The sequence below is a fragment of the Pedobacter sp. UYEF25 genome (genome assembly GCF_054061655.1).
This window is the reverse complement of record NZ_JBSSEL010000001.1, coordinates 175,975-196,474: the sequence shown is the minus strand read 5'-3', so window position 1 is coordinate 196,474 and position 20,500 is coordinate 175,975. Positions and strand designations below refer to the sequence as shown.

Genomic DNA, 20,500 nt, shown 5'->3' with positions numbered 1-20,500 from the left:
TTTATACAATGCCTTCGTTCAAAAGGTCATGTAAGTGAATGATTCCAAAGTACGCTTTTTCTTTTAAAACCAACAATTGGGTAATGTTATTTGCCTTAATTATTGCCAAAGCATCTACTGCCAACGCATCAAACTGAATACTTTTCGGGTTTGTTCCCATAATTTTTTCCGCTGTTAGCGCAGTAATGTCTGAATGTTTTTCCAACATTCTCCTGATATCGCCATCGGTAATGACGCCTAAAATATTATTTTCGTGATCTATAACAGCTACGGCACCCAAACGGTTTTTGCTAATTTCTACTAAAACTTCCTTAACTGGCGCCGTCGATTTTATTTTTGGTTTCTCGTTTCTCAACGCCAGATCTCCCACCTTTAAATAGAGTTTTTTCCCCAAAGCCCCACCTGGATGAAACTTAGCGAAATCATTTTGCTTAAAATCCCGGCTTTCCAACAAGCAGATGGCCAAAGCATCGCCCATAGCCAATTGCGCAGTAGTGCTTGTAGTCGGAGCCAAATTATGTGGACACGCCTCTATAGATACTGCTGTGTTTAAAATAAAATCTGCTTGCAAAGCTAAGAAGGAGTTGAGTTCGCCAACCATGCCAATAAGCGTATTGCCTGCCATTTTTAACAAAGGCGTTAGCACTTTAATTTCGGGTGTGTTGCCACTTTTAGAAAGACAAATAACCACGTCACGAGTTTGTATCATCCCCAAATCACCATGAATTGCATCTGCCGCGTGCATAAATATCGCTGGGGTTCCGGTAGAATTAAAAGTGGCGACAATTTTCTGTGCGATAATGGCACTTTTACCAATTCCAGTGACAACAACACGACCATCACACTTTAATATGGCGTTTACCACTTCGGAAAAGTCTCCATCCAAATGTTTTATGAGCGCTAGAATAGCAGTCGACTCAATTTCTAAAGTTCTTGTGGCAGACTCGATTATGGATTTTTTACTTTTCAAGGAGATTTTTTTTTTCGTGGATACTTGAAATTGATGCAAAATTATGTTAATTTGGATATAAAAACAGCATCGAATATTTTATTACAATAAATGGACGTTAAAAAGTCGCTATTTGACAATTTGCAAAATTTTTTCGGATTTGATAATTTTAAGGGAGATCAAGAGCCGATTATTACAAATATCTTAGAAGGAAATAATACCTTCGTAATTATGCCAACAGGTGGAGGGAAATCCATCTGCTACCAATTACCGGCTTTGATGAGTGAGGGAACAGCCATTGTAATTTCGCCTCTTATTGCACTGATGAAAAATCAGGTCGATCAGCTCAGGGCTTTCGGCGGTAGTGACAATATTGCACATTTCTTAAACTCCTCGTTAAATAAATCAGAAATTACGCAAGTAAAAGCAGACTTGCTTAGTGGACAGACCAAATTACTCTATGTTGCGCCTGAATCTCTTGCCAAACAAGAAAATATAGAATTTCTACAATCTATTAAGATTTCTTTTGTAGCCGTAGATGAAGCGCACTGTATTTCTGAGTGGGGACACGATTTTAGACCTGAATACAGGAAAATTAGGCAGGTAATCTCTGGGTTAGGAGAGAACATTCCAATTATTGCATTAACAGCAACTGCTACACCAAAAGTTCAGCAAGACATCGTTAAAAATTTGGGTATGTTGGATGCCACCTTATTTAAATCTTCCTTTAACAGACCAAATCTGTTTTACGAAATTAGGCCTAAGCGGGAAGTTTTAAGGGAAATTATCAAATACATAAAGAATAACCAAGGGAAATCTGGTATTATTTACTGTTTAAGTCGGAAGAAGGTAGAAGAGGTTGCTGAAGCTTTAAACTTAAACGGAATTAGTGCTTTGCCGTATCACGCTGGTTTGGATCCAAAAGTTAGAGCCGATACGCAAGATAGGTTTCTAATGGAAGACGCAGAAGTCATTGTAGCGACAATCGCCTTTGGAATGGGGATCGATAAACCAGATGTGCGCTTTGTTATTCATCATGACGTGCCAAAAAGCATGGAAGGCTATTATCAAGAGACAGGTAGATCTGGACGAGACGGCGGCGAAGGTGTTTGTATTGCTTTTTATTCTCAGAAAGACGTAGACAAACTTGCTAAGTTTATGAAAGACAAGCCGGTGTCTGAGCGGGAGATTGGTACTCAAATTTTAAAGGAAGTGATCGATTACGCAGAGTCCGGCGTTTGTAGAAGGAAACAGATTCTGCATTATTTTGGAGAGAATTTTAATGAGACTGGTTGCAATTGCATGTGCGACAACTGCAAACGCCCCAAAAGCACTTTCGAGGGAAAGGATAAACTTGCCCACGTGCTGAGTTTTATTCAGCAAAACGAAGAAAAATTTGATGATGCCCATATTTTAAATGTTTTTTTAGGTCTTGAGACTGCTCAAACGATTGCATACGAGCATGGCAAGACACCAGAGTTCGGGATGGGCAAAGAGGATGGCGAGCTGATGTGGAAATCGGTAGTAAGACAGGCGGTACTAAATAATTATCTCTACAAAGACATAGATAATTATGGCTTGTTAAAGCTCACCAAACAGGGGAGAGATTTTATAAAAGAGCCTTACAACATCAAGTTTATTCTTAGCGAACCCATTGATGCTGAAACAGAATCAGAGGAAGAAGATACTAAACAGAACTCTGCAGTGCTCGATACAGAGCTATTGATACTGTTGAAAGATCTGCGAAAAAAAATTGCAAAGCAAAGAAATGTTCCTCCATTTGTGGTTTTCCAGGATCCCTCGTTAGAGGAAATGTGCACCCACTATCCGGTATCTATTGATGAATTAAAGCAAATACATGGAGTGGGAAATGGAAAAGCGCTGAAATTCGGAAGCGCCTTTTTAGAAGTTATAAAACAATATGTTGCGGACAACGATATTGAAAGACCTGTAGATTTAGTGATAAAAACCCAAGCAAATAAGTCTCAGATGAAAGTGTCAATTATTCAAAATATTGATCGGCAGATTGGCTTGGAAGATATCGCAAAATCAAAAGGAATAACTTACGAAGATATTCTTAAGGAAATTGAATCAATTGTAAATTCTGGCACAAAAATAAATCTTAAATATTACATTGATGAAGTGATAGATGACGATAGGCAAGAAGAAGTTTTTGATTATTTCAGGTCTGCTGAAACAGATTCTATTGACGCAGCAATAAAGGAACTTGGGGAAACGGATTATACCCGCGAAGAAATACAATTAATGCGTATTAAATTTATGAGCGAGTTGGGAAATTGATGCTGCCCTCAAATATTATCTTCTTCTCCTGCTTAATTAAATTCTTTGACCTTAACTTTAATGGGTCTTAAGAGCTAACGTCTAACACTTTATGTTAAATTACCTAGAAAAAATAAAAAATACCGATTCAGATAACTTTTTTCTGATGGCTGGGCCGTGCGCCATAGAAGGTGAAGACATTGCAATGCGAATAGCTGAAAAAATTGTATCTATTACTGATAAACTTCGAATTCCATATGTATTTAAAGGTTCTTATCGCAAGGCTAACAGAAGTAAAGGAAGCTCGTTTACCGGAATTGGAGATGAAAAAGCCTTAAGAATTTTAGAAAAAATTGGCAAAACTTTCGACGTTCCAACGGTAACTGACATTCACGAAAGCCACGAAGCAGCGATGGCTGCCGCTTATGTTGATGTTTTGCAAATTCCTGCTTTTTTGTGTAGGCAAACGGATTTACTAGTCGCTGCAGCAGAGACAGGAAAAGTAGTAAATATTAAAAAGGGACAATTTCTTTCTGCTGGATCGATGAAATTTGCCGTAGAGAAGGTTAGAGAAAGCGGCAATGAAAAAGTAATTCTTACTGATCGGGGCAATACGTTTGGGTATCAAGATTTGATTGTTGATTATCGTGGTTTGCCCGAAATGCAATGTTTCGGCGTTCCGGTCGTAATGGACTGTACGCATTCGTTGCAGCAGCCAAATCAAAGTAGCGGTGTTACCGGTGGCAAACCCGAACTTATTTTGACAATTGCGAAAGCTGCGATCGCTGTTGGCGCTGATGGATTATTTATTGAAACGCATCCTGATCCAAAAAATGCAAAATCTGACGGGGCAAATATGTTGCATTTAGATTTGTTAGAAGAGACACTAGTAAAACTAGTCAGAATTAGAGAAGCAATTCGTTAACGCATTGAAAACAGAAAATACATTTTTATCCGCAGAGTGGCGAAAATTAGTATTCGCACAATATGAAGTGAGTGCTGAAGTCTTGCAAAAATATCTGCCTAACAATGTTGAGCTAGATGCCTGGCAAGGAAAATATTATGTGAGTTTGGTAGGGTTTATCTTTACTGATGTACGTTTGCTAGGGGTAAAAATTCCCTTTCATAGCCATTTTGAAGAGGTTAACCTTCGGTTTTATGTTAAATATCGCGAGGGCGAGTTTTGGAAACGCGGAGTAGTTTTTATAAGTGAGGTGGTGCCAAAGCCAGCCATTACATTCGTAGCTAACACACTTTACGGGGAGAAATATAGCACCTCGAAAATGAATTATGAGTTGAAAGAAACTGCTGATTCGATTAACATCGCTTTTTCTTGGAAGAAGAAACGCTGGCATAAATTTTCGGTCATTGCAAATAACTCTGGCCAGCCGATGAGATTAGGTGGTGAGAGCGAATTTATTACAGAGCATTATTGGGGTTATACCAAAGTACGTGGAAATAGGACGTCAGAGTACGGAGTGCAGCATCCAAGTTGGGACGAATATGAAGTGAGAGATTTCCAAATAGATGTAGATTTCGAAATAAATTATGGGATAGATTTTGCGCATTTATCAAACGAAAAACCTTCTTCCGTTATTTTTGCAGAAGGTTCTCCGATAAAGATTATGGGTGGGAGAAAGTTTTAATTACACTCTATAATCATCAGCTCTCCAAATTTGTATAGCTTCCTTAATTTCTTTTGACGAAAGATTTTCTTTCACCGTGCGTTCAGTTAACGCTAAAAACTCGTCTTTACTGGCAAATCGCAACGCAATAATTTGTGATAGGGTAAGCGGATCTGGGAGTTGCTTTCCAGTTAATATAAAATACCTTAAATTTTCTTCAGTACGTATAATTCTGTCTTGTGTTTTTAAAGAAAAAGAACGTCCAAGAACAATGGCAAAAAACATCAGAAAGAATAATAAAAGAAAAAGCCAACTGATGAGTGAGGGGCTTTGAAAAATTTGATAAATGGAAAGGCCGAATCCGATTAGTGTAAGCGGAACAGCAAAAAAGTGAAAAGGAGGAAAGAATCGCAAATGATTTTTTAAGTTTTGTGACATAATTAGATTTTAGTAATTAAAAATGAAGTTCTTCTATTTTTTTGTCGGCCGTTTTCTGTTTTGTTGTCTGCCACAGGCTTACTTTCGCCAAAGCCTTTTGCTGTTAATCGCTTAGAAACGATGTTCTGCTTAATTAAATAATTGTAAACGGCCATTGCACGATTTTGAGAAAGTATCTGATTTAATTTATCATCCCCGTTAGTATCTGTATATCCTTGAATTTCAATAGCTACGGTTGGATTGTTATTTAAAAAATCTGTCAACTTTTGTAATTCCCTAATAGAAGTAGGCAATAGATCAAATTTGTTTGTATCGAAAAAAATGTTTTTAAGGGTGACATTTCCTCCCGCTTTTATTTTTTCTAAATCGACGATAATTTTGTACGGAGCAGTTAGATCAGCTTTGGTTAATTGATAATTTTCTGAATAGAACAAATATCCATCGGCACTTACGTTAAATAGATAATTGCTCCCGATAGGCATTACTGCTAAAAATTGGCCATTTTCGGCATCTGTATAATCGTCGAATACAGTTTTGTTTGTTTTAAGGTCTATAATCTCTACACTGCTTTCCATCGTTTTCTTACTGCCTATATCTCTCACAATGCCCTTTACATACACTACCCTTTTGGGTTTAGCAACTTCAGGAATATCGAATCGGTAAATGTCCTGTTTGCCATATCCACCAGGCAAAGCAGAGGAAAAATAGCCTTTTGTTCCATCCGCACTAACTACTAATCCTGTTTCGTCTTCGAAGGAGTTGATCGGCGAACCGATATTTACTGGTATTTGCCAATTTCCAACACTGTCTAAACGGCTGTAAAAAATATCTTTATGTCCAAAACCGGGCCAACCATCCGAAGAGAAATACAGTGTTTTACCATCTGCATGCAAGTAAGGCGTGTTTTCATCATATGAAGTATTTATTTTTGACCCTAAATTTATTGCAGCACCCCATTTAGAATCGGCAGTAATGGTACTTTTCCAAATGTCGTATCCGCCAATTCCACCTGGTCTATTGCTGATGAAATACAATGTTCTGCCGTCTGGACTAATGGCTGGCTGAGATTCCCAATATTCGCTATTTACTGGTTTGCCAATGTTGTACGGTTCGCTCCATTCCGCACCTTCACGGTGGGCCACATAAATGTCGCACCTGCCCAAGCCATCTGGGCGATTACATCCGGTAAAGAATAAGTATTTGCCATCTGGAGAAATGGTTTGTGCACCTTCATTATAAGCTGTCGTATTGATTTTTGACGACAGCGGCACAGCTGTATTCCATGAATTATTTAAAAAATTCGATGTCCAAAAATCTTCATTGCCATCCACTTGCCTAGTAAAAATTAAGGTTTCATCATCGGCAGTAATTGCAGGAAAATATTCTGCGTTTTTAGTGTTTACGCCATTTCCCAGATTTAAAGGGGTATATTTTACTGGTTTTTTAATCGCAATCTCCGCAAAATCACAGTCGAGTAGATAATTTTTTGCTTTTCCTAAGTCTTCAGTTCTTGGATTTGAATCACAAAATTTTTGAAAATTACGCTTGGCTTCAACATATTTGCCGCTTGCAAACTCACTTTCAGCTAGTTTATAATACACAACCCAGTTTGTTGGGTCAGTTATAATGGATTTTTGATAGTTGTCTGCTGCCTTCGGATACCTTTTTGTGGTCATAGATATATCTCCCAAGAGAACCTGTGCTGCGGCAAAGGTTGGGTCTAATAAAAGGCACTGCTCTAGCAGACTGGATGCTTGATTGAAATCGTGTTGTTGGGCTGCAGCGCCGGCTTTGTCGAATAGATTTTGGGCTTTCCTGTCTGCAGACTTTTGGCCAAAACAATTGGCGCAGATCATTAGAAAGCAAAAAAATAGAAAGCGCCTCATACAAAATAATCGGAATGACTAAGACAAGTTAATGTAATTATGGAATATTTAAAAATTTATGGGTTTGTAATGAAATTTCCCATTTCGGATTTGCCATTACGTATTCAATAATTAATGGAGTTATCTCTTTTGACTTTGACCATTCTGGTTGGAGATAAAGTTTACAACTTGGCCCCACCAAGTTAGCGTGCTCTTCAGCCCATTTAAAATCACTCTTATTGAAAACAATTACCTTAAGCTCATCCGCCCTCGACGTAACATCTGGTCGTGGTCCCTTGAATTTTTTCGGAGATAGACAAATCCAGTCCCAAGAACCGGAAAGAGGATAAGCACCTGACGTTTCTAAGAACGTTACAATTCCATTTGCTTGTAACTGCGCAGTTAGGTAATCCATATTGTAAATGAGCGGCTCGCCCCCGGTAATAACAACTGCCTTCCCTGGATATTTTAAAGCATTTTGCACAATAATGTCTGCAGCGGTTAATGGATGAACACTTGCGTCCCAACTTTCTTTTACATCGCACCAGTGGCAGCCTACATCGCAACCACCCAGCCTAATAAAATAGGCGGCTTTGCCAGTATTAAATCCTTCTCCCTGAATGGTGTAAAATTCTTCCATCAATGGAAGCATGGTGCCGTTTTCTGGTATTTCTTGTTTCATTTTGAGGGGGCAAATATCTCAAAAATAAAATGGTCGCAAGCGCAATTTTAATTATTTCTGAAAAGATGAAATACGACTGATGGTAATTTGGTTTAATTTAGCCGGATGCAGTGGATTAAGGTGTTAAATAAATTCGATCTACCAAGAGAGAGTGATATAAAAACGGTGACAGCAAATGGAAAGCAGCTTTGTGTAATAAACCACGCAGCTAAAATATATGTAACGCAATCTATTTGTCCCCATGCTGGGGGTCATTTTAGCGGCGGATGGTGTAAAAATGCGCACTTGGTATGTCCGGTTCATCGATATGAGTACAGCTTAGAAAATGGAAGGGGAGCACCCGGACAGGGAGATTATATCAATATTTATCCCACAGACATTAGACCTGATGGATTGTATGTAGGGTTTGAAAAAGGTTGGTGGAGTAAAATTTTCGGGTAGAATTTTATATGTGCTGGGAAAGTCGGCTCAAATTATGTTAACAATTGGAAATTCAATTTCTAATCGGTGATTAATTGGCTGAATATTGATCAAAGAAATCTTGACGTCATTAGGGAGTTAATAGTCTTTACCATTTGCTCTTTACCCTAGCTATTAAGAATAGATTTCTTTCCTTGCCGAGGCCAATGTATTTTTCAAAAGTCCAACGATAGTCATTAGCCCCACACCGCCCGGAACAGGCGTAATGTAAGATGCTTTCAGCGCTACATGCTCAAAATCTACATCGCCATAAAGCTTATATCCTGATTTTGTTTGAGTTGAATTTTCCCTATTTATGCCTACATCTATAATAATGGCGCCATCTTTAACCATATCTGCGGTAACAAAATTCTTTTTCCCAATGGCAGCAATTATGATGTCAGCTTGCAACACTTGCGCCTTCAAATCCCTAGTTTTAGAGTGCGTTAAAGTTACGGTACAATTACCGGGATTTGCATTTCTTGCCATTAAAATACTCATCGGACTACCCACAATGTTACTTCTGCCCACCACAACGCAATGTTTTCCTGTAGTGTCTATGTCATAGGCTCGCAGCATGAGTAAAATTCCATACGGTGTAGCGGGAATAAAGCAGGGTAAATTTCGCATCATCCTTCCTAAATTTATCGGATGGAAACCGTCTACATCTTTCCTGTAATCTATTGTTTCAGTTACTTTTTCAGGATCGATGTGTTTTGGTAAAGGCAGTTGTACGATTAAGCCATCTACATCATCATCGCCATTGAGCTCATGGATTTTACTTAACAATTCTGCTTCAGTTACCTTTTCGTCATACCTAAATAAGGAAGATTTAAAACCAACTTTTTCGCAGTTTCTCATCTTGCTAGCCACATAGGTTTCGCTGCCACCATCCGTTCCTACCAAAATTGCCACTAAATGCGGCTTTCTTCCACTTTGTTCTGTAAATGCTTCGGCCTCTTCTGCAATTTGCAGCTTAATTTTCTCTGAGGTTGTTTTCCCGTCTAACAGTTGCATATCAAATCTAAATCTATTCTAATTTTTATACCGTAAATTTATATAATTCTTTTCCCAAAAAGTTTTCTTCAGGCAATAAGCTAGAGTTAAACGACGCAATATCGATGAATTGACCACTTTCTAACAGCATTGTTAACGGTTTATCTCCGTAAAAAGCAGCCCACTGGCTGTAAGTGCTAGGTGGACCAATAATTGCATCGCATTTGGCCAACAGATATAAATCTACAATAAAGTGTCTTGATTCACAAAAAACATCCAAACCACTAAATTTGCTGATGTCCACTACATCGTTACTTGCAATTAAAAACACACAAGTTTTTCCAATTGCAGCATATTTACTTTTTAAGACTTTCATCCACCCTGCATAATTTTCGTCGCTGTAAAACCATTTGCCACCAATAAATTCCTTATAGTCTCCCCTGCGTATGTGAACGCCAATCAACACATCGGCCATAGTTTTCATTGCAGAAGCGATTGTATCTACTTCTGTTCGATAAGGTTCTACAGGAGTAAAGAATTTACAAATTGTCTCCCTTTGCTTTCGCAAGCCACTTAAATCTCTAAACATCCAGCCCTGTACTAAAATGTTTTTATGTTGTGCGTCGGTTATAAAGTCTGGATTATTTAAGTCGAAGATTTCCGGTATAAGATCGTTGCTAAAGGTGGTATGGTAAAACTTTCTAATAGTCGGCGTTATTCCAAATTTTCTGTGGGTAAAACTGAACCAGTTTTTAAAAAGATTGCTGTAAAAGTAATCTAATTTTGGGGAAAATGATCTCTTGACACTGATCGGATAACCATCAAAATCGTTGTTTTTAGTCGCTTCAAAGTATGGCAGATATTTATGAAAACCGATGTTTACCAATCGGTAATTGTAGGTTAAACTATTGGCTATAAAACTCGAAAACCCGAATAATCTATTGCATAACTGTGCATTTTGACTATTAATGATGACCATTTTAGTCCAATTTTAATACTGCCATAAATGCAGATTGGGGTATTTCCACGTTTCCAACCTGACGCATTCTTTTCTTACCTTTTTTCTGTTTTTCCAACAGCTTACGCTTACGGGAGATGTCACCACCATAACACTTGGCGGTAACATCTTTTCTGAGCGCACTTATGGTTTCTCTAGCAATTACTTTGGCGCCAATGGAAGCTTGAATTTTTATCTCAAACTGCTGACGAGGAATTAGTTCTCTCAATTTTTCACATATTTTCTTACCAAAATCGTAAGCATTGCTTCTGTGAATCAATGAAGATAATGCATCTACAGGTTCTTCGTTTAACAGCATGTCTAACCTAACCAAATCAGACTTTTTATAACCCATTTGGTGATAATCGAACGAAGCGTACCCCTTAGAAATGGTTTTCAATTTATCATAGAAGTCGAATACAATTTCGCCCATTGGCATTTCGAAAGTTAATTCTACACGATCTGATGTGAGGTAGCTTTGGTTGACAATAATTCCTCTTTTCTGGATACAAAGTGACATAACTGGTCCAACAAACTCCGCTTTGGTGATGATGGTAGCTTTTATAAAAGGTTCTTCAACAGACTCCAACTTGCTTGGATCTGGCAAATCAGAAGGATTGTTTACGATAAATTCATCTCCTTTAGTAGTGTGCGCAATGTAAGAAACGTTGGGTACCGTGGTGATTACTGTCATATCAAACTCGCGCTCTAGACGTTCTTGCACAATTTCCATATGCAACATTCCTAAAAATCCGCAGCGGAATCCAAATCCTAATGCAGCTGAGCTTTCCGGCTCGAATACAATAGAAGCATCGTTTAACTGTAATTTGTGCATGGCTTCGCGCAGCTCTTCATATTCGTCTGTGTCCACAGGGTAAATCCCCGCAAAAACCATTGGTTTAACCTCTTCAAAACCCTGTATGCCAACAGTAGCAGGTCTTTCAACTGTAGTAATAGTGTCTCCAACTTTTACTTCTCTAGCTTCTTTAATTCCGGAAATAATGTAACCTACATCTCCGGTTTTTACCACACTTCTTGGCGACATTTCCAATTTCAAAATGCCTACTTCATCTGCTAAATATTGCTTACCGGTATTTATAAATTTAACTTTATCGCCTTTTTTGATCTGGCCATTAACAACTTTGTAGTACGCAATAATTCCCCTAAATGAATTAAAAACAGAGTCGAAGATGAGCGCTTGTAAAGGCGCCTCGGGGTCACCAATTGGAGCGGGCACCCGATCTACAATTGCTTGGATGATCTCTGGAATTCCTAGGCCAGTTTTTCCCGAAGCAGGAATGATATCTTCGCGTTTACAACCTATCAATTCAATAATCTGGTCTTTCACTTCCTCTGGCATTGCACCCGGCAAATCCATTTTATTTAAAATGGGAATAATCTCCAAATCATGCTCCAATGCCAAATAAAGATTCGAAATGGTTTGTGCTTGAATGCCCTGTGAAGCATCAACAATGAGTAGCGCGCCCTCGCAAGCAGCGATAGAGCGAGAAACTTCATAAGAAAAATCTACGTGTCCGGGAGTATCAATTAAGTTGAAATTGTATTCTATTTCACCGACTTTATAGTTCATTTGGATGGCATGACTTTTAATGGTAATGCCCCGCTCGCGCTCCAAATCCATATTGTCCAACAGTTGCGCTTGCGCTTCACGCTGCGAAATAGTAGCTGTATATTCAAGTAGCCTATCTGCTAAAGTGCTTTTGCCGTGGTCTATATGTGCAATAATGCAAAAATTTCGTATGTGCTTCATCTTTGCGCAAAGATATAGTTTTTAAGGTATATTAGAATGTGGAAAATTCAACCAAAAATGAGGGGTAAATTCAAAAAGGCGAAGTCGGCAAGTTTGCACAAAATGCTACTCAGAAAAAGCATGTAAGTGAAAGTCCTTCTTTATTTTTTTTGTAGACTGTAAATGGCGTTTCTTTTTTTAACTTATTGTTAATGCCAAAGTATTAAAAACTGTAGGGTCGGTTAAAAAAAATTTTGCCTATCGAAAACCGGGTGTATGTTTCTCTTGGCTAGGCTACTCATTAATATATATCGACAATTGTAAGAACGAATGTAGCAATTCCAACCACAATGATCGACTAGCCCTTGAATTAATTCTTTTGGTTTTAAATTTTCCATATCAGACATTTGCTCAAATAATCCTTGAGATATCTAAAGCCTGAAATAGTATTAATTTTTGGTAAATTTAATTTTTCAACTAGGGGTACAATCGTGTAATATAATCCATCGTAATTCAGGATTAGAAAAAGGAGTTTTAATAAGCATCAAAAACCTAGGTTTTCTGAATCTCGCCTTAGAATTATCTTTCGAAAATATGGTCTAACTGAAATAAAAATATTTAGATGCTATAGGCTTTTAACATTTCGTCAGTAACCTTTGCGCTTTTGTAAGTAGACAATTCAACCAAAACGTAATCGAAAATTCCATCTGAGGCAACCTTGCCCGTTTTCTTGTTTAAGATTTCAAACTGTACAGAACAGCCTTTCGTCTGCATGCTCAAAACACCCGTTCTAATCAGCATGATATCGTTCATATATAGTGGTCGCTTTAAATTCATCGTTACCCTACTTACTACCCAGCCATAGCCAAGTTGGGTAAACGCTTCCCAAGGCATTTTGTAATCATCCCTCATTTGCTCATACCTCGCAGCGAGTACAAAATCTAAATATCTACTATTATGAACATGGTTAAACATATCTATATCATCTGGACGCACTCTAAGTTCAGTTTCGAATATGCTATATTGATTATTTTCCAATCCCTTTTATTTTATCTGTAAAAGTATAAATAAACTATAGACCAATTTGTTTTGATTTGTTTGAAATTGAGATAATTCATCAATTAGATGCAAAATAAATAAAAATTTGATGTTGTCAAAGTGAAAAAAAGGACAGTTTTTACCGCGAACGGCTAAATATGCCGTTTACTAAATTTCTATACCTTTTTAAGTTTAAAAGTGAAAAATTTGCCGTTGACGACGACCCATATTCTGCAAACTACCTACTACGTTTATTAAATATCTTGTGAAATTCAGAATCATTTGTCATTCAAGACCTAGCTGTTTTCAATAAATGTAAGCGATTGATTCACCAATCTTATATCTTAAGGTTTTCTTTTCTCCCCCGTCTTTAACCTGTATTTCTCCATTCATTAGATATTCGAATTTGCCGGTCACCAAAACTTCTGTTGTTTCCCAATTGGATACAATTTTGTCAGCATTTTTAATTTCAAGTAAATTGCTTTTAAAATTTGCGTGACCATAAAAAGACGAAATACTTTTATCATTATTGACCATAGCGGAATCGCAGCTATACACTGGATTTTCGGTTTGACCCGCTGGAATCTTTTCTTGAGCAAATGCGTTGAAAGAAAAGAAAAGAGCGGATAACAGGAGTAGATTTTTCATGTGAGTACATGTAGTTAACATAACGAATATACACAAGAAACCCCAGAAAATAAACTGACCCGCAGCGTTTTTAGTATTCAAAATATCGAATTTAGCAATTAAAACCGTTTAAAAAACCGTGTATATTCCTTAACTTTAGCTCATGCAACACCCTAAATTAGAAACAGAAATCAACTTTGGTAATTTAGAAATTTTGGCAAATCTAGTAGTAGAAGGGTTTATTACTGGTTTACATAAGAGTCCTTTTCACGGCTTTTCGGTTGAGTTTGCAGAACACAGGCAATATAATGTTGGCGATTCGGTAAAAAATATTGATTGGAAACTATATGCCAAAACCGATAAATTATATAGCAAAAGATACGAGGAAGAAACAAACTTACGTTGTCAATTTATAATTGACGTTTCTTCCTCCATGTATTTCCCTGAAGGAAAAAATAGCAAGTTGGCCTTCTCAGTAAGGGCGGCAGCAGCTTTGATGATGTTATTAAAAAGGCAAAGAGATGCCTTCGGTCTGAGTCTTTTTACAGATGAAATTATTCTAAACGCTGATGCAAAATCAACCACTGCGCACCAAAAGTTCTTGTTCAACCAGATGCAAGGATTGTTGGATCGGGATGAGAAATCAGTAAAAACAAATATAAGCTACGCGCTGCATCAATTAGCAGATCTTGTTCACAAAAGATCTCTTATCGTTGTTTTCAGCGATTTGCTAACCACAGATGCAAATTCAGATCTTATCGCTGACTTTTTCAGTTCCCTACAACATCTAAAATTCAATAAGCATGAAGTGATTATCTTCAATGTATTAGATAAGGGTAAAGAAATAGAATTCGATTTTGAAAACCGACCGCACCAATTTGTGGACATGGAAACTAATGAAGTTGTCAAAGTGCACGCCAGTCGTGTAAAAGAAAGTTACAAAAAAGCTATTGACGATTACCGACAAAAAATTGCTTTAAAGTGCAATCAGTATAAAATAGATTTGATTGATGCAGATGTAGCAGAGGGCTACTTTCCCGTTTTGCAGCATTACCTCATCAAAAGACAAAAAATGAATTAGTTAACTACCTACGCTTTTCTCTTTGCTTTAAAATGTTAAAAAACTTTACCCCTTTTTTTATGTTTCCTTTTAAAGACATCTTAAACTTATTCTTGCATGGAAATCTTAGAAAAAGGTAGGCAAGCGCCAGATTTTGAGCTGCAGGCGACTCCAGATCAACACTTAAAATTATCAGATTTTAAAGGGAAAAATGTAATTCTGGCATTTTATCCCGCTGACTGGAGTCCGGTATGCAGTGATCAGATGGCTCTATACAACGAAATGCTTAAGTTTTTTACTAAAAAAAATGCGCAAATCCTTGGTCTTTCTGTTGATAGCACCTGGTGTCACAGCGCATTTAGTAAGGATCGAAACTTACATTTCCCACTCTTGGCCGATTTTGAACCAAAAGGCGAGGTTTCTAAGGCTTATGGCATATATGATGAAGCGTTAGGGGAGCGCAAACGTGCGTTGTTTGTAATAGACGAAGAGGGAAAAGTTTCTTGGAGCTACTTGGCACCAACCGCGGTCAATCCAGGGGCCGATGGCATATTAGATGCATTAGAGGAATTACAAAAAAATAAGTCATGAGCAAATTAAAAACAGCAGTAACTGAAGAAGACCATTTCCAGGGAAACAGAGGTGCTAAGGTAGTGGTGGTAGAATATGGAGATTATGAGTGTCCGCATTGTGCACATGCGCATCATGTTTTAAAAAACATAGTGGATTATTTTAAAGGACAAGTTTCGCTCGTTTTTAGAAATTTTCCTCATACCGAATCACACCCAATGGCTTATCCCGCAGCAGTCGCAGCCGAAGCCGCTGCAAAACAAGGCAAGTTTTGGGAAATGAACAATGCGCTGTTTGAGAATCAAGATGATTTATCAGCAGACTTATTCATCCAGCTTGCAGCGCAACTTGGTTTGGATGTGCAGCAATTTGAAGGGGATTTAGCACAATCTGATGATCTAAAAGAAAAAATAGAAGTAGATTTTGAAGGCGGCGTAAGGAGTGGCGTAAATGGAACCCCATCTTTTTACGTAAATGGAGAAAAATTTGATGGTGGCGCAGAAGATCTGTTCGATATGTTAAGAGGAAGTACTGATTAAAAAAAACCTCATATACGTTAAGTATATGAGGTATCAGATAAGGGTAACCGGAAAACTAAAAAACTATTTATGAATTTTAGAGTTAACAAAACGGAAATCGCTTCTTGTGTTTTGTTATTTCAAAGGTGCAGTTTGTTTATGAAGGAAATATGAAGTTCCTTACATTTAGGGGCATCAAACCACTAATTAATCTGCTTTTTGAAAATGTAAACTTGAATTTGTAAGCAGATTAACCTGTTCTATAAATTCCCCCTAAGCTCTTGTTCGCGTTCTAAAGATTCGAATAAGGCCTTAAAATTACCTGCACCAAAACTTTGTGCACCCTTACGCTGTATAATCTCAAAAAATAAGGTAGGTCTATCTTCTATCGGTTTGGTGAAAATTTGGAGTAAGTATCCCTCTTCATCACAATCGACCAAAATGCCCAATTCCTCTAAAATTCTAATTTCCTCATCAATTTTACCAACACGCTCAGGCATCATGTTATAATACGCTTCCGGTGGCGCGCCTAAAAATTCTACACCTCTAGATTTTAGCGCTTTTACGGTTTTAACAATGTCTTTTGTGGCTACAGCGATATGTTGAACGCCTTCGCCTTCATAAAACTCCAAATATTCTTCGATCTGGGATTTCTTTTTTCCTTCTGCAGGTTCGTTAATCGGAAATTTAGAAAAGCCATTTCCATTGCTCATTACTTTACTCATCAAGGCCGAATATTCCGTGTTGATCTGTTTGTCATCAAATGAAAGAATGTTAACAAAGCCCATTACATCTTCATACCATTTAACGGCGTCGTTCATGCGGTTCCATCCTACATTCCCCACACAATGATCGATGTAAAGTAGTCCAACTTCATCTGGCTTGTAATCACTTTCCAATTTTCTAAAGCCTGGCATGAAAGGACCGTTGTAGTTTTTCCGCTCAACAAACATGTGCACCGTTTCGCCATAAGTGTAAATGCCGCTCATTCGTACTTCTCCGTCATCATCGCTAATGGTTTTTGGCTCCATATAGGGTTTTGCTCCGCGTTTAGTGGTTTCTTCAAATGCACTGTAAGCGTCATCTACCCAAAGCGCCAAAATTTTTACGCCATCTCCGTGCTTTTTAACATGTTCTGAGATTGGATGATCTGATTTTAATGCGGTAGTCAGTATCAATCTAATTTTTCCCTGTTGTAACACGTAAGAGGCCCGATCTCTAACGCCCGTTTCTGGACCGGCATAAGCCAAAGACTGAAATCCGAAGGCAGTTTTATAATAGTGTGCCGCCTGTTTTGCATTGCCAACATAAAATTCTATATAATCCGTGCCGTTTATGGGTAAAAAATCTTGTGCCTCGGCTATTTTCTCTGCAAATGTTTGTGTACTCATTGTTGTTTTTTATTAGGTGATATGTAATAGCTAGTAGGTGTGAGGTTTAAGGTAAAAGGCAATTCTGCCATGCGTTTTAATGGTTCTTTTTTACCTCAATGCGCTCAAAGTTGTTAACCAAGGATCAAAGGATATTATGTAGATAAAGTTTTCTATATGCCACTTAAAGTTTTAACCCTCAACCTTTAGCCTCTCCTTTATTCCTGCCAGCTTTTATAATAATTCTCGTCTTCGATGTCTAATGCATCCTCAGTAAGCATCAAAGGTTTAAAAGGATCTATCATAACGGCCAACTCTTCTGTCTTTTCTTGTCCGATAGATTTTTCTACTGTTCCCGGATGTGGCCCATGCGGAATACCGCCAGGGTGTAAAGTAATTTGTCCCCTAACTACACTTTTCCGACTCATAAAATCTCCATCTACATAATACAACACTTCATCGCTGTCTACATTGCTGTGGTTATATGGCGCCGGGATAGAATCTGGATGGTAGTCGAATTTACGTGGAACGAAAGAACAAACTACGAAATTATCCGCCTCGAAAGTTTGGTGTACCGGTGGTGGTTGATGTAACCTGCCTGTTATCGGCTCAAAATCGTGGATAGAAAATGCATAAGGATAGTGATATCCGTCCCAGCCTACATAATCGAACGGATGAGTTCCGTAAGTGTAGGGATAAATCAATCCTTGCTTTTTTATCAATACCTTAAAATTGCCATATTCATCATGGGTTTCTAAGTTTTCTGGCAATCTTAAATCGCGTTCGCAATAAGGCGAGTGCTCCATCAACTGGCCATATTTATTCATGTATCGTTTTGGAGGCCTTATCGGACTAAAACTTTCAATGATAAATAAACGATTTTCTGCTCCATCAAATTCCATTTGATAAATAGTCCCTCTGGGAATAATTAGATAATCGCCGTAGCCAAATTTGATGTTTCCAAAACCTGTTTTTAACCTTCCTGATCCCTCATGAACAAAAATCATTTCATCAGCCTGACTGTTTTTATAAAAATAATCAGTCATAGATTTTCTTGGTGCAGCAAGTATAATATGCAAATCGTTGTTAACTAAAACAGGCTTTCGGCTTTTTAAGTAATCATCGTCTGGTTTAATTTTAAAACCGATTAAACTGGTGTGCTTTAAATGCTTCTCACGGGCAATTTTAGGTTCTACAGAGTAAGGTTCGCCTAATTCTTTTACCAATGTCGGTGGATGGCAATGGTAAACGAGAGAATACAAACTTGAGAAACCTTCGGTCGAAACAAGTTCTTCGGCATACAAATTTCCGTTAGGTTTGCGAAAAACGGTATGACGTTTTGGAGGAATTTGACCTAATTTATGATAAACAGGCATAATCGATTAATATTTTGGATGAAAATTTTTAGAGAATTAGAATCTGGCCTTTGGCCGAAACGCTAAAAGCTATTGAGGCTTAATCTTCGAAAGAATATTGAGCCATGATAATTTTAGAAAGCATCTTGTAACGACGCATTGCGATGGCGTTGTTTACTAGATTTATATGTAATGCTTTTAAAATCATGCTCTGGATGTCGCTAATGTAGCTATTTTCTAACGATTAAAAAATTAACTTTAGGTCGCTAAAATTAAGAACAGGAAAGTTGGACCATTGTTTTATTCGCATTCCTAATTTATTTGTTTAGGTGAGCGCATCGTATGGAAAAATGCAAAATCAAAGTAATAGAAAACTAACACAAAAGACCCGAAATATTTTTTACGCGGAATGTTGTGATGGACTAGCGCTAGCAAAACATAGGGGACATATAGCAACGGAGCTGAAAAATTAGGGAAATATTGTTAATCGTCGCTGTATTTTGGGTTCAGTAATAGGTGTTGGAGCAGAATTTTTTTATTGTCTTATTTTTAAAATCTCGCTGACTGATTTTGCATAACCATTATTTCGTCCACCAATTTCAGCTGATTTGGAATCTATAATTGGCCCCTTTTTGCGAACGAAAGACACTATATAAAATCAGAAGCCAATATTTCTCACTTATAAAAGACGATCTCCAAAATATATAATTTTGAATTAGCGATGACCACGAGTCAGCCCTCCGCAGAGGAGATTTTAAAAGACATGCATTTGAGCAATTCTTTTTCATTTACTCACACGGATGTTTTTCTAAGTTAAATTATTAGTTTTACTTAAACCTGTAATTCATATACATATGAAATTAGTTTCCTACAAAACCGAAGAGCAAGAACATTTAGGTATTTATATGAATGGCCACATCTACAACCTCAATAGTTGCGATAAATTAATTCCGGACAATATGAATGCATTTTTAATGGGTGGGGATGTATTGATGGAACGCGCAAAAGAAGTTGATCATGAAATTAAGACCAATAGTTTGCGTGCAAAGGAAGAAGTTTTTTACGAGCTCTTAGCTCCGATACCACATCCCACAAGTTGCAGAGATGCCTATGCTTTTAGGCAACATGTACAAACTTCCAGACGAAATAGAGGAATGGAGATGCTTGCCGAATTTGATGAATTTCCGGTGTTCTATTTTACCAATCACCATGCAATTTTTGGTACCGGAGAAATTAGCTGCATGCCAGATCATTTTAAGCAACTGGATTTCGAACTCGAGCTTGCCGTAGTTATTGGGAAAAAAGGCCGAAACATTCTCGCCGCAAAGGCAGATGAATATATCGCAGGTTACATGATTATGAACGATTTAAGCGCAAGAACTTTACAGATGGAAGAAATGCGATTAAATCTAGGTCCTTCAAAAGGAAAAGATTTTGCGACCTGCATTGGTCCGTGGATGGTTACGCCAGATGAACTTGAATCATTTAAAATACCAACAAAAAACGGGCATGTTGGTAACGTTTACGATTTGAAAATGAGTTGCCGCGTAAATGGAGAATTGGTTTCTAGCGGCTCTGCAGCAGATATGAATTGGACTTTTGCAGAAATTATAGAGCGTTGTGCGTATGGCGTAGAATTGCTTCCGGGCGATGTAATTGGATCTGGGACAGTCGGAACTGGTTGTTTCTTAGAATTAAATGGAACAGCGAAAATAGCAGATCCCAATTACAAACCGCAGTGGTTACAACCTGGCGATGTGGTCGAAATGGAAATAACTGGATTGGGCGCACTTACAAATACCATTGTTAGCGATACAAGTACACTTTCCATACTTGCATTAAAAAAGAAAAAATGCTGAAATTTCCCTTGGCTCTCCTAACTTTGGTTGCCCTTTTGGCAATCAGCTCGATTTATTTTAGG

Annotated in this window: 19 protein-coding genes; 8 read left to right on the top strand and 11 right to left on the bottom strand. The window is 37.8% G+C overall.

Features of this window, described 5'->3' with window-relative positions:
- Position 1 precedes the first annotated feature (1 nt).
- A complete protein-coding gene (locus ACVWYG_RS00835; RefSeq protein WP_457268227.1) occupies positions 2-970 on the bottom strand; it encodes a KpsF/GutQ family sugar-phosphate isomerase in 969 nt (322 codons plus the stop codon).
- 90 nt (positions 971-1,060) lie between these two features.
- On the opposite strand from ACVWYG_RS00835, the gene recQ reads away from it, so the two are divergent.
- From recQ to ACVWYG_RS00820, 3 genes are all read left to right on the top strand, one after another.
- On the top strand, positions 1,061-3,250 hold the full coding sequence (recQ, locus tag ACVWYG_RS00830; RefSeq protein WP_457268226.1) for a DNA helicase RecQ: 2,190 nt from the start codon (positions 1,061-1,063) through the stop codon (positions 3,248-3,250).
- 91 nt (positions 3,251-3,341) lie between these two features.
- Positions 3,342-4,154: a 3-deoxy-8-phosphooctulonate synthase gene (kdsA, locus tag ACVWYG_RS00825; RefSeq protein WP_457268225.1), complete on the top strand. Its 813-nt coding sequence runs from the start codon at positions 3,342-3,344 to the stop codon at positions 4,152-4,154.
- Between the two features lie 4 nt (positions 4,155-4,158).
- Entirely contained in the window at positions 4,159-4,875 is a 717-nt protein-coding gene (locus ACVWYG_RS00820) for a YqjF family protein (protein WP_457268224.1), read from the top strand.
- Here ACVWYG_RS00820 and ACVWYG_RS00815 read toward each other — a convergent pair whose 3' ends face one another.
- The 3 genes from ACVWYG_RS00815 to ACVWYG_RS00805 all read right to left on the bottom strand — a co-directional run bounded on the left by ACVWYG_RS00815 (position 4,876) and on the right by ACVWYG_RS00805 (position 7,839).
- The gene (locus tag ACVWYG_RS00815; protein WP_457268223.1) at positions 4,876-5,292 is read right to left on the bottom strand and encodes a DUF6526 family protein; all 417 of its coding nucleotides are present in this window, start codon (positions 5,290-5,292) and stop codon (positions 4,876-4,878) included.
- A gap of 2 nt (positions 5,293-5,294) precedes the next feature.
- Complete coding sequence (locus ACVWYG_RS00810) at positions 5,295-7,148, bottom strand: OmpA family protein (protein ID WP_457268222.1); 1,854 nt, start codon at positions 7,146-7,148, stop codon at positions 5,295-5,297.
- A gap of 67 nt (positions 7,149-7,215) precedes the next feature.
- Entirely contained in the window at positions 7,216-7,839 is a 624-nt protein-coding gene (locus tag ACVWYG_RS00805) for a 7-carboxy-7-deazaguanine synthase QueE (protein WP_457268221.1), read from the bottom strand.
- Between the two features lie 105 nt (positions 7,840-7,944).
- Between ACVWYG_RS00805 and ACVWYG_RS00800 the strand changes: the two genes are divergently transcribed.
- Entirely contained in the window at positions 7,945-8,280 is a 336-nt protein-coding gene (locus ACVWYG_RS00800; protein ID WP_457268220.1) for a Rieske (2Fe-2S) protein, read from the top strand.
- A 153-nt stretch (positions 8,281-8,433) separates the two neighbouring features.
- Here ACVWYG_RS00800 and ACVWYG_RS00795 read toward each other — a convergent pair whose 3' ends face one another.
- From ACVWYG_RS00795 to ACVWYG_RS00775, 5 genes are all read right to left on the bottom strand, one after another.
- Positions 8,434-9,315, bottom strand: a complete 882-nt coding sequence (locus ACVWYG_RS00795; RefSeq protein ID WP_457268219.1) for a bifunctional 5,10-methylenetetrahydrofolate dehydrogenase/5,10-methenyltetrahydrofolate cyclohydrolase — start codon at positions 9,313-9,315, stop codon at positions 8,434-8,436.
- A 25-nt stretch (positions 9,316-9,340) separates the two neighbouring features.
- Positions 9,341-10,273, bottom strand: a complete 933-nt coding sequence (locus ACVWYG_RS00790; RefSeq protein WP_457268218.1) for an alpha-1,2-fucosyltransferase — start codon at positions 10,271-10,273, stop codon at positions 9,341-9,343.
- Position 10,274: 1 nt separating this feature from the next.
- Entirely contained in the window at positions 10,275-12,062 is a 1,788-nt protein-coding gene (lepA, locus tag ACVWYG_RS00785; protein WP_457268217.1) for a translation elongation factor 4, read from the bottom strand.
- Positions 12,063-12,659: 597 nt separating this feature from the next.
- Positions 12,660-13,079 carry an acyl-CoA thioesterase gene (locus ACVWYG_RS00780; RefSeq protein WP_457268216.1) on the bottom strand — a complete coding sequence of 140 codons (420 nt, stop codon included), beginning with the start codon at positions 13,077-13,079 and terminating at the stop codon, positions 12,660-12,662.
- Positions 13,080-13,385: 306 nt separating this feature from the next.
- Positions 13,386-13,727 carry a hypothetical protein gene (locus ACVWYG_RS00775; protein ID WP_457268215.1) on the bottom strand — a complete coding sequence of 114 codons (342 nt, stop codon included), beginning with the start codon at positions 13,725-13,727 and terminating at the stop codon, positions 13,386-13,388.
- Between the two features lie 142 nt (positions 13,728-13,869).
- On the opposite strand from ACVWYG_RS00775, the gene ACVWYG_RS00770 reads away from it, so the two are divergent.
- The 3 genes from ACVWYG_RS00770 (at position 13,870) to ACVWYG_RS00760 (ending at position 15,875) form a co-directional block, all read left to right on the top strand.
- Entirely contained in the window at positions 13,870-14,787 is a 918-nt protein-coding gene (locus ACVWYG_RS00770) for a DUF58 domain-containing protein (RefSeq protein WP_457268214.1), read from the top strand.
- 96 nt (positions 14,788-14,883) lie between these two features.
- Positions 14,884-15,357, top strand: a complete 474-nt coding sequence (locus ACVWYG_RS00765; RefSeq protein WP_457268213.1) for a redoxin domain-containing protein — start codon at positions 14,884-14,886, stop codon at positions 15,355-15,357.
- Positions 15,354-15,875, top strand: a complete 522-nt coding sequence (locus ACVWYG_RS00760) for a DsbA family protein (RefSeq protein WP_457268212.1) — start codon at positions 15,354-15,356, stop codon at positions 15,873-15,875. Before ACVWYG_RS00765 ends, ACVWYG_RS00760 begins: the two co-directional genes overlap by 4 nt.
- A gap of 239 nt (positions 15,876-16,114) precedes the next feature.
- Here the strand turns inward: ACVWYG_RS00760 and hppD are convergent, their stop codons facing one another.
- Positions 16,115-17,245: a 4-hydroxyphenylpyruvate dioxygenase gene (gene hppD / locus ACVWYG_RS00755; RefSeq protein ID WP_457268211.1), complete on the bottom strand. Its 1,131-nt coding sequence runs from the start codon at positions 17,243-17,245 to the stop codon at positions 16,115-16,117.
- 197 nt (positions 17,246-17,442) lie between these two features.
- Positions 17,443-18,600 (bottom strand): homogentisate 1,2-dioxygenase, encoded by a 1,158-nt coding sequence (locus tag ACVWYG_RS00750; protein ID WP_457268210.1) that lies wholly within the window; start codon positions 18,598-18,600, stop codon positions 17,443-17,445.
- An 833-nt stretch (positions 18,601-19,433) separates the two neighbouring features.
- Between ACVWYG_RS00750 and ACVWYG_RS00745 the strand changes: the two genes are divergently transcribed.
- Positions 19,434-20,438 (top strand): fumarylacetoacetate hydrolase family protein, encoded by a 1,005-nt coding sequence (locus ACVWYG_RS00745; protein ID WP_457268209.1) that lies wholly within the window; start codon positions 19,434-19,436, stop codon positions 20,436-20,438.
- Positions 20,439-20,500: the final 62 nt, after the last annotated feature.

Coding starts and splice junctions, on each gene's coding strand:
- ACVWYG_RS00760 (WP_457268212.1), top strand. CDS start 15,354: ATGAGCAAATTAAAAACAGCAGTAACTGAAGAAGACCATTTCCAGGGA.
- ACVWYG_RS00765 (WP_457268213.1), top strand. CDS start 14,884: ATGGAAATCTTAGAAAAAGGTAGGCAAGCGCCAGATTTTGAGCTGCAG.
- hppD (WP_457268211.1), bottom strand. CDS start 17,245: ATGAGTACACAAACATTTGCAGAGAAAATAGCCGAGGCACAAGATTTT.
- ACVWYG_RS00750 (WP_457268210.1), bottom strand. CDS start 18,600: ATGCCTGTTTATCATAAATTAGGTCAAATTCCTCCAAAACGTCATACC.
- ACVWYG_RS00770 (WP_457268214.1), top strand. CDS start 13,870: ATGCAACACCCTAAATTAGAAACAGAAATCAACTTTGGTAATTTAGAA.
- lepA (WP_457268217.1), bottom strand. CDS start 12,062: ATGAAGCACATACGAAATTTTTGCATTATTGCACATATAGACCACGGC.
- kdsA (WP_457268225.1), top strand. CDS start 3,342: ATGTTAAATTACCTAGAAAAAATAAAAAATACCGATTCAGATAACTTT.
- ACVWYG_RS00745 (WP_457268209.1), top strand. CDS start 19,434: ATGAAATTAGTTTCCTACAAAACCGAAGAGCAAGAACATTTAGGTATT.
- ACVWYG_RS00800 (WP_457268220.1), top strand. CDS start 7,945: ATGCAGTGGATTAAGGTGTTAAATAAATTCGATCTACCAAGAGAGAGT.
- ACVWYG_RS00805 (WP_457268221.1), bottom strand. CDS start 7,839: ATGAAACAAGAAATACCAGAAAACGGCACCATGCTTCCATTGATGGAA.
- ACVWYG_RS00815 (WP_457268223.1), bottom strand. CDS start 5,292: ATGTCACAAAACTTAAAAAATCATTTGCGATTCTTTCCTCCTTTTCAC.
- recQ (WP_457268226.1), top strand. CDS start 1,061: ATGGACGTTAAAAAGTCGCTATTTGACAATTTGCAAAATTTTTTCGGA.
- ACVWYG_RS00790 (WP_457268218.1), bottom strand. CDS start 10,273: ATGGTCATCATTAATAGTCAAAATGCACAGTTATGCAATAGATTATTC.
- ACVWYG_RS00775 (WP_457268215.1), bottom strand. CDS start 13,727: ATGAAAAATCTACTCCTGTTATCCGCTCTTTTCTTTTCTTTCAACGCA.
- ACVWYG_RS00810 (WP_457268222.1), bottom strand. CDS start 7,148: ATGATCTGCGCCAATTGTTTTGGCCAAAAGTCTGCAGACAGGAAAGCC.
- ACVWYG_RS00795 (WP_457268219.1), bottom strand. CDS start 9,315: ATGCAACTGTTAGACGGGAAAACAACCTCAGAGAAAATTAAGCTGCAA.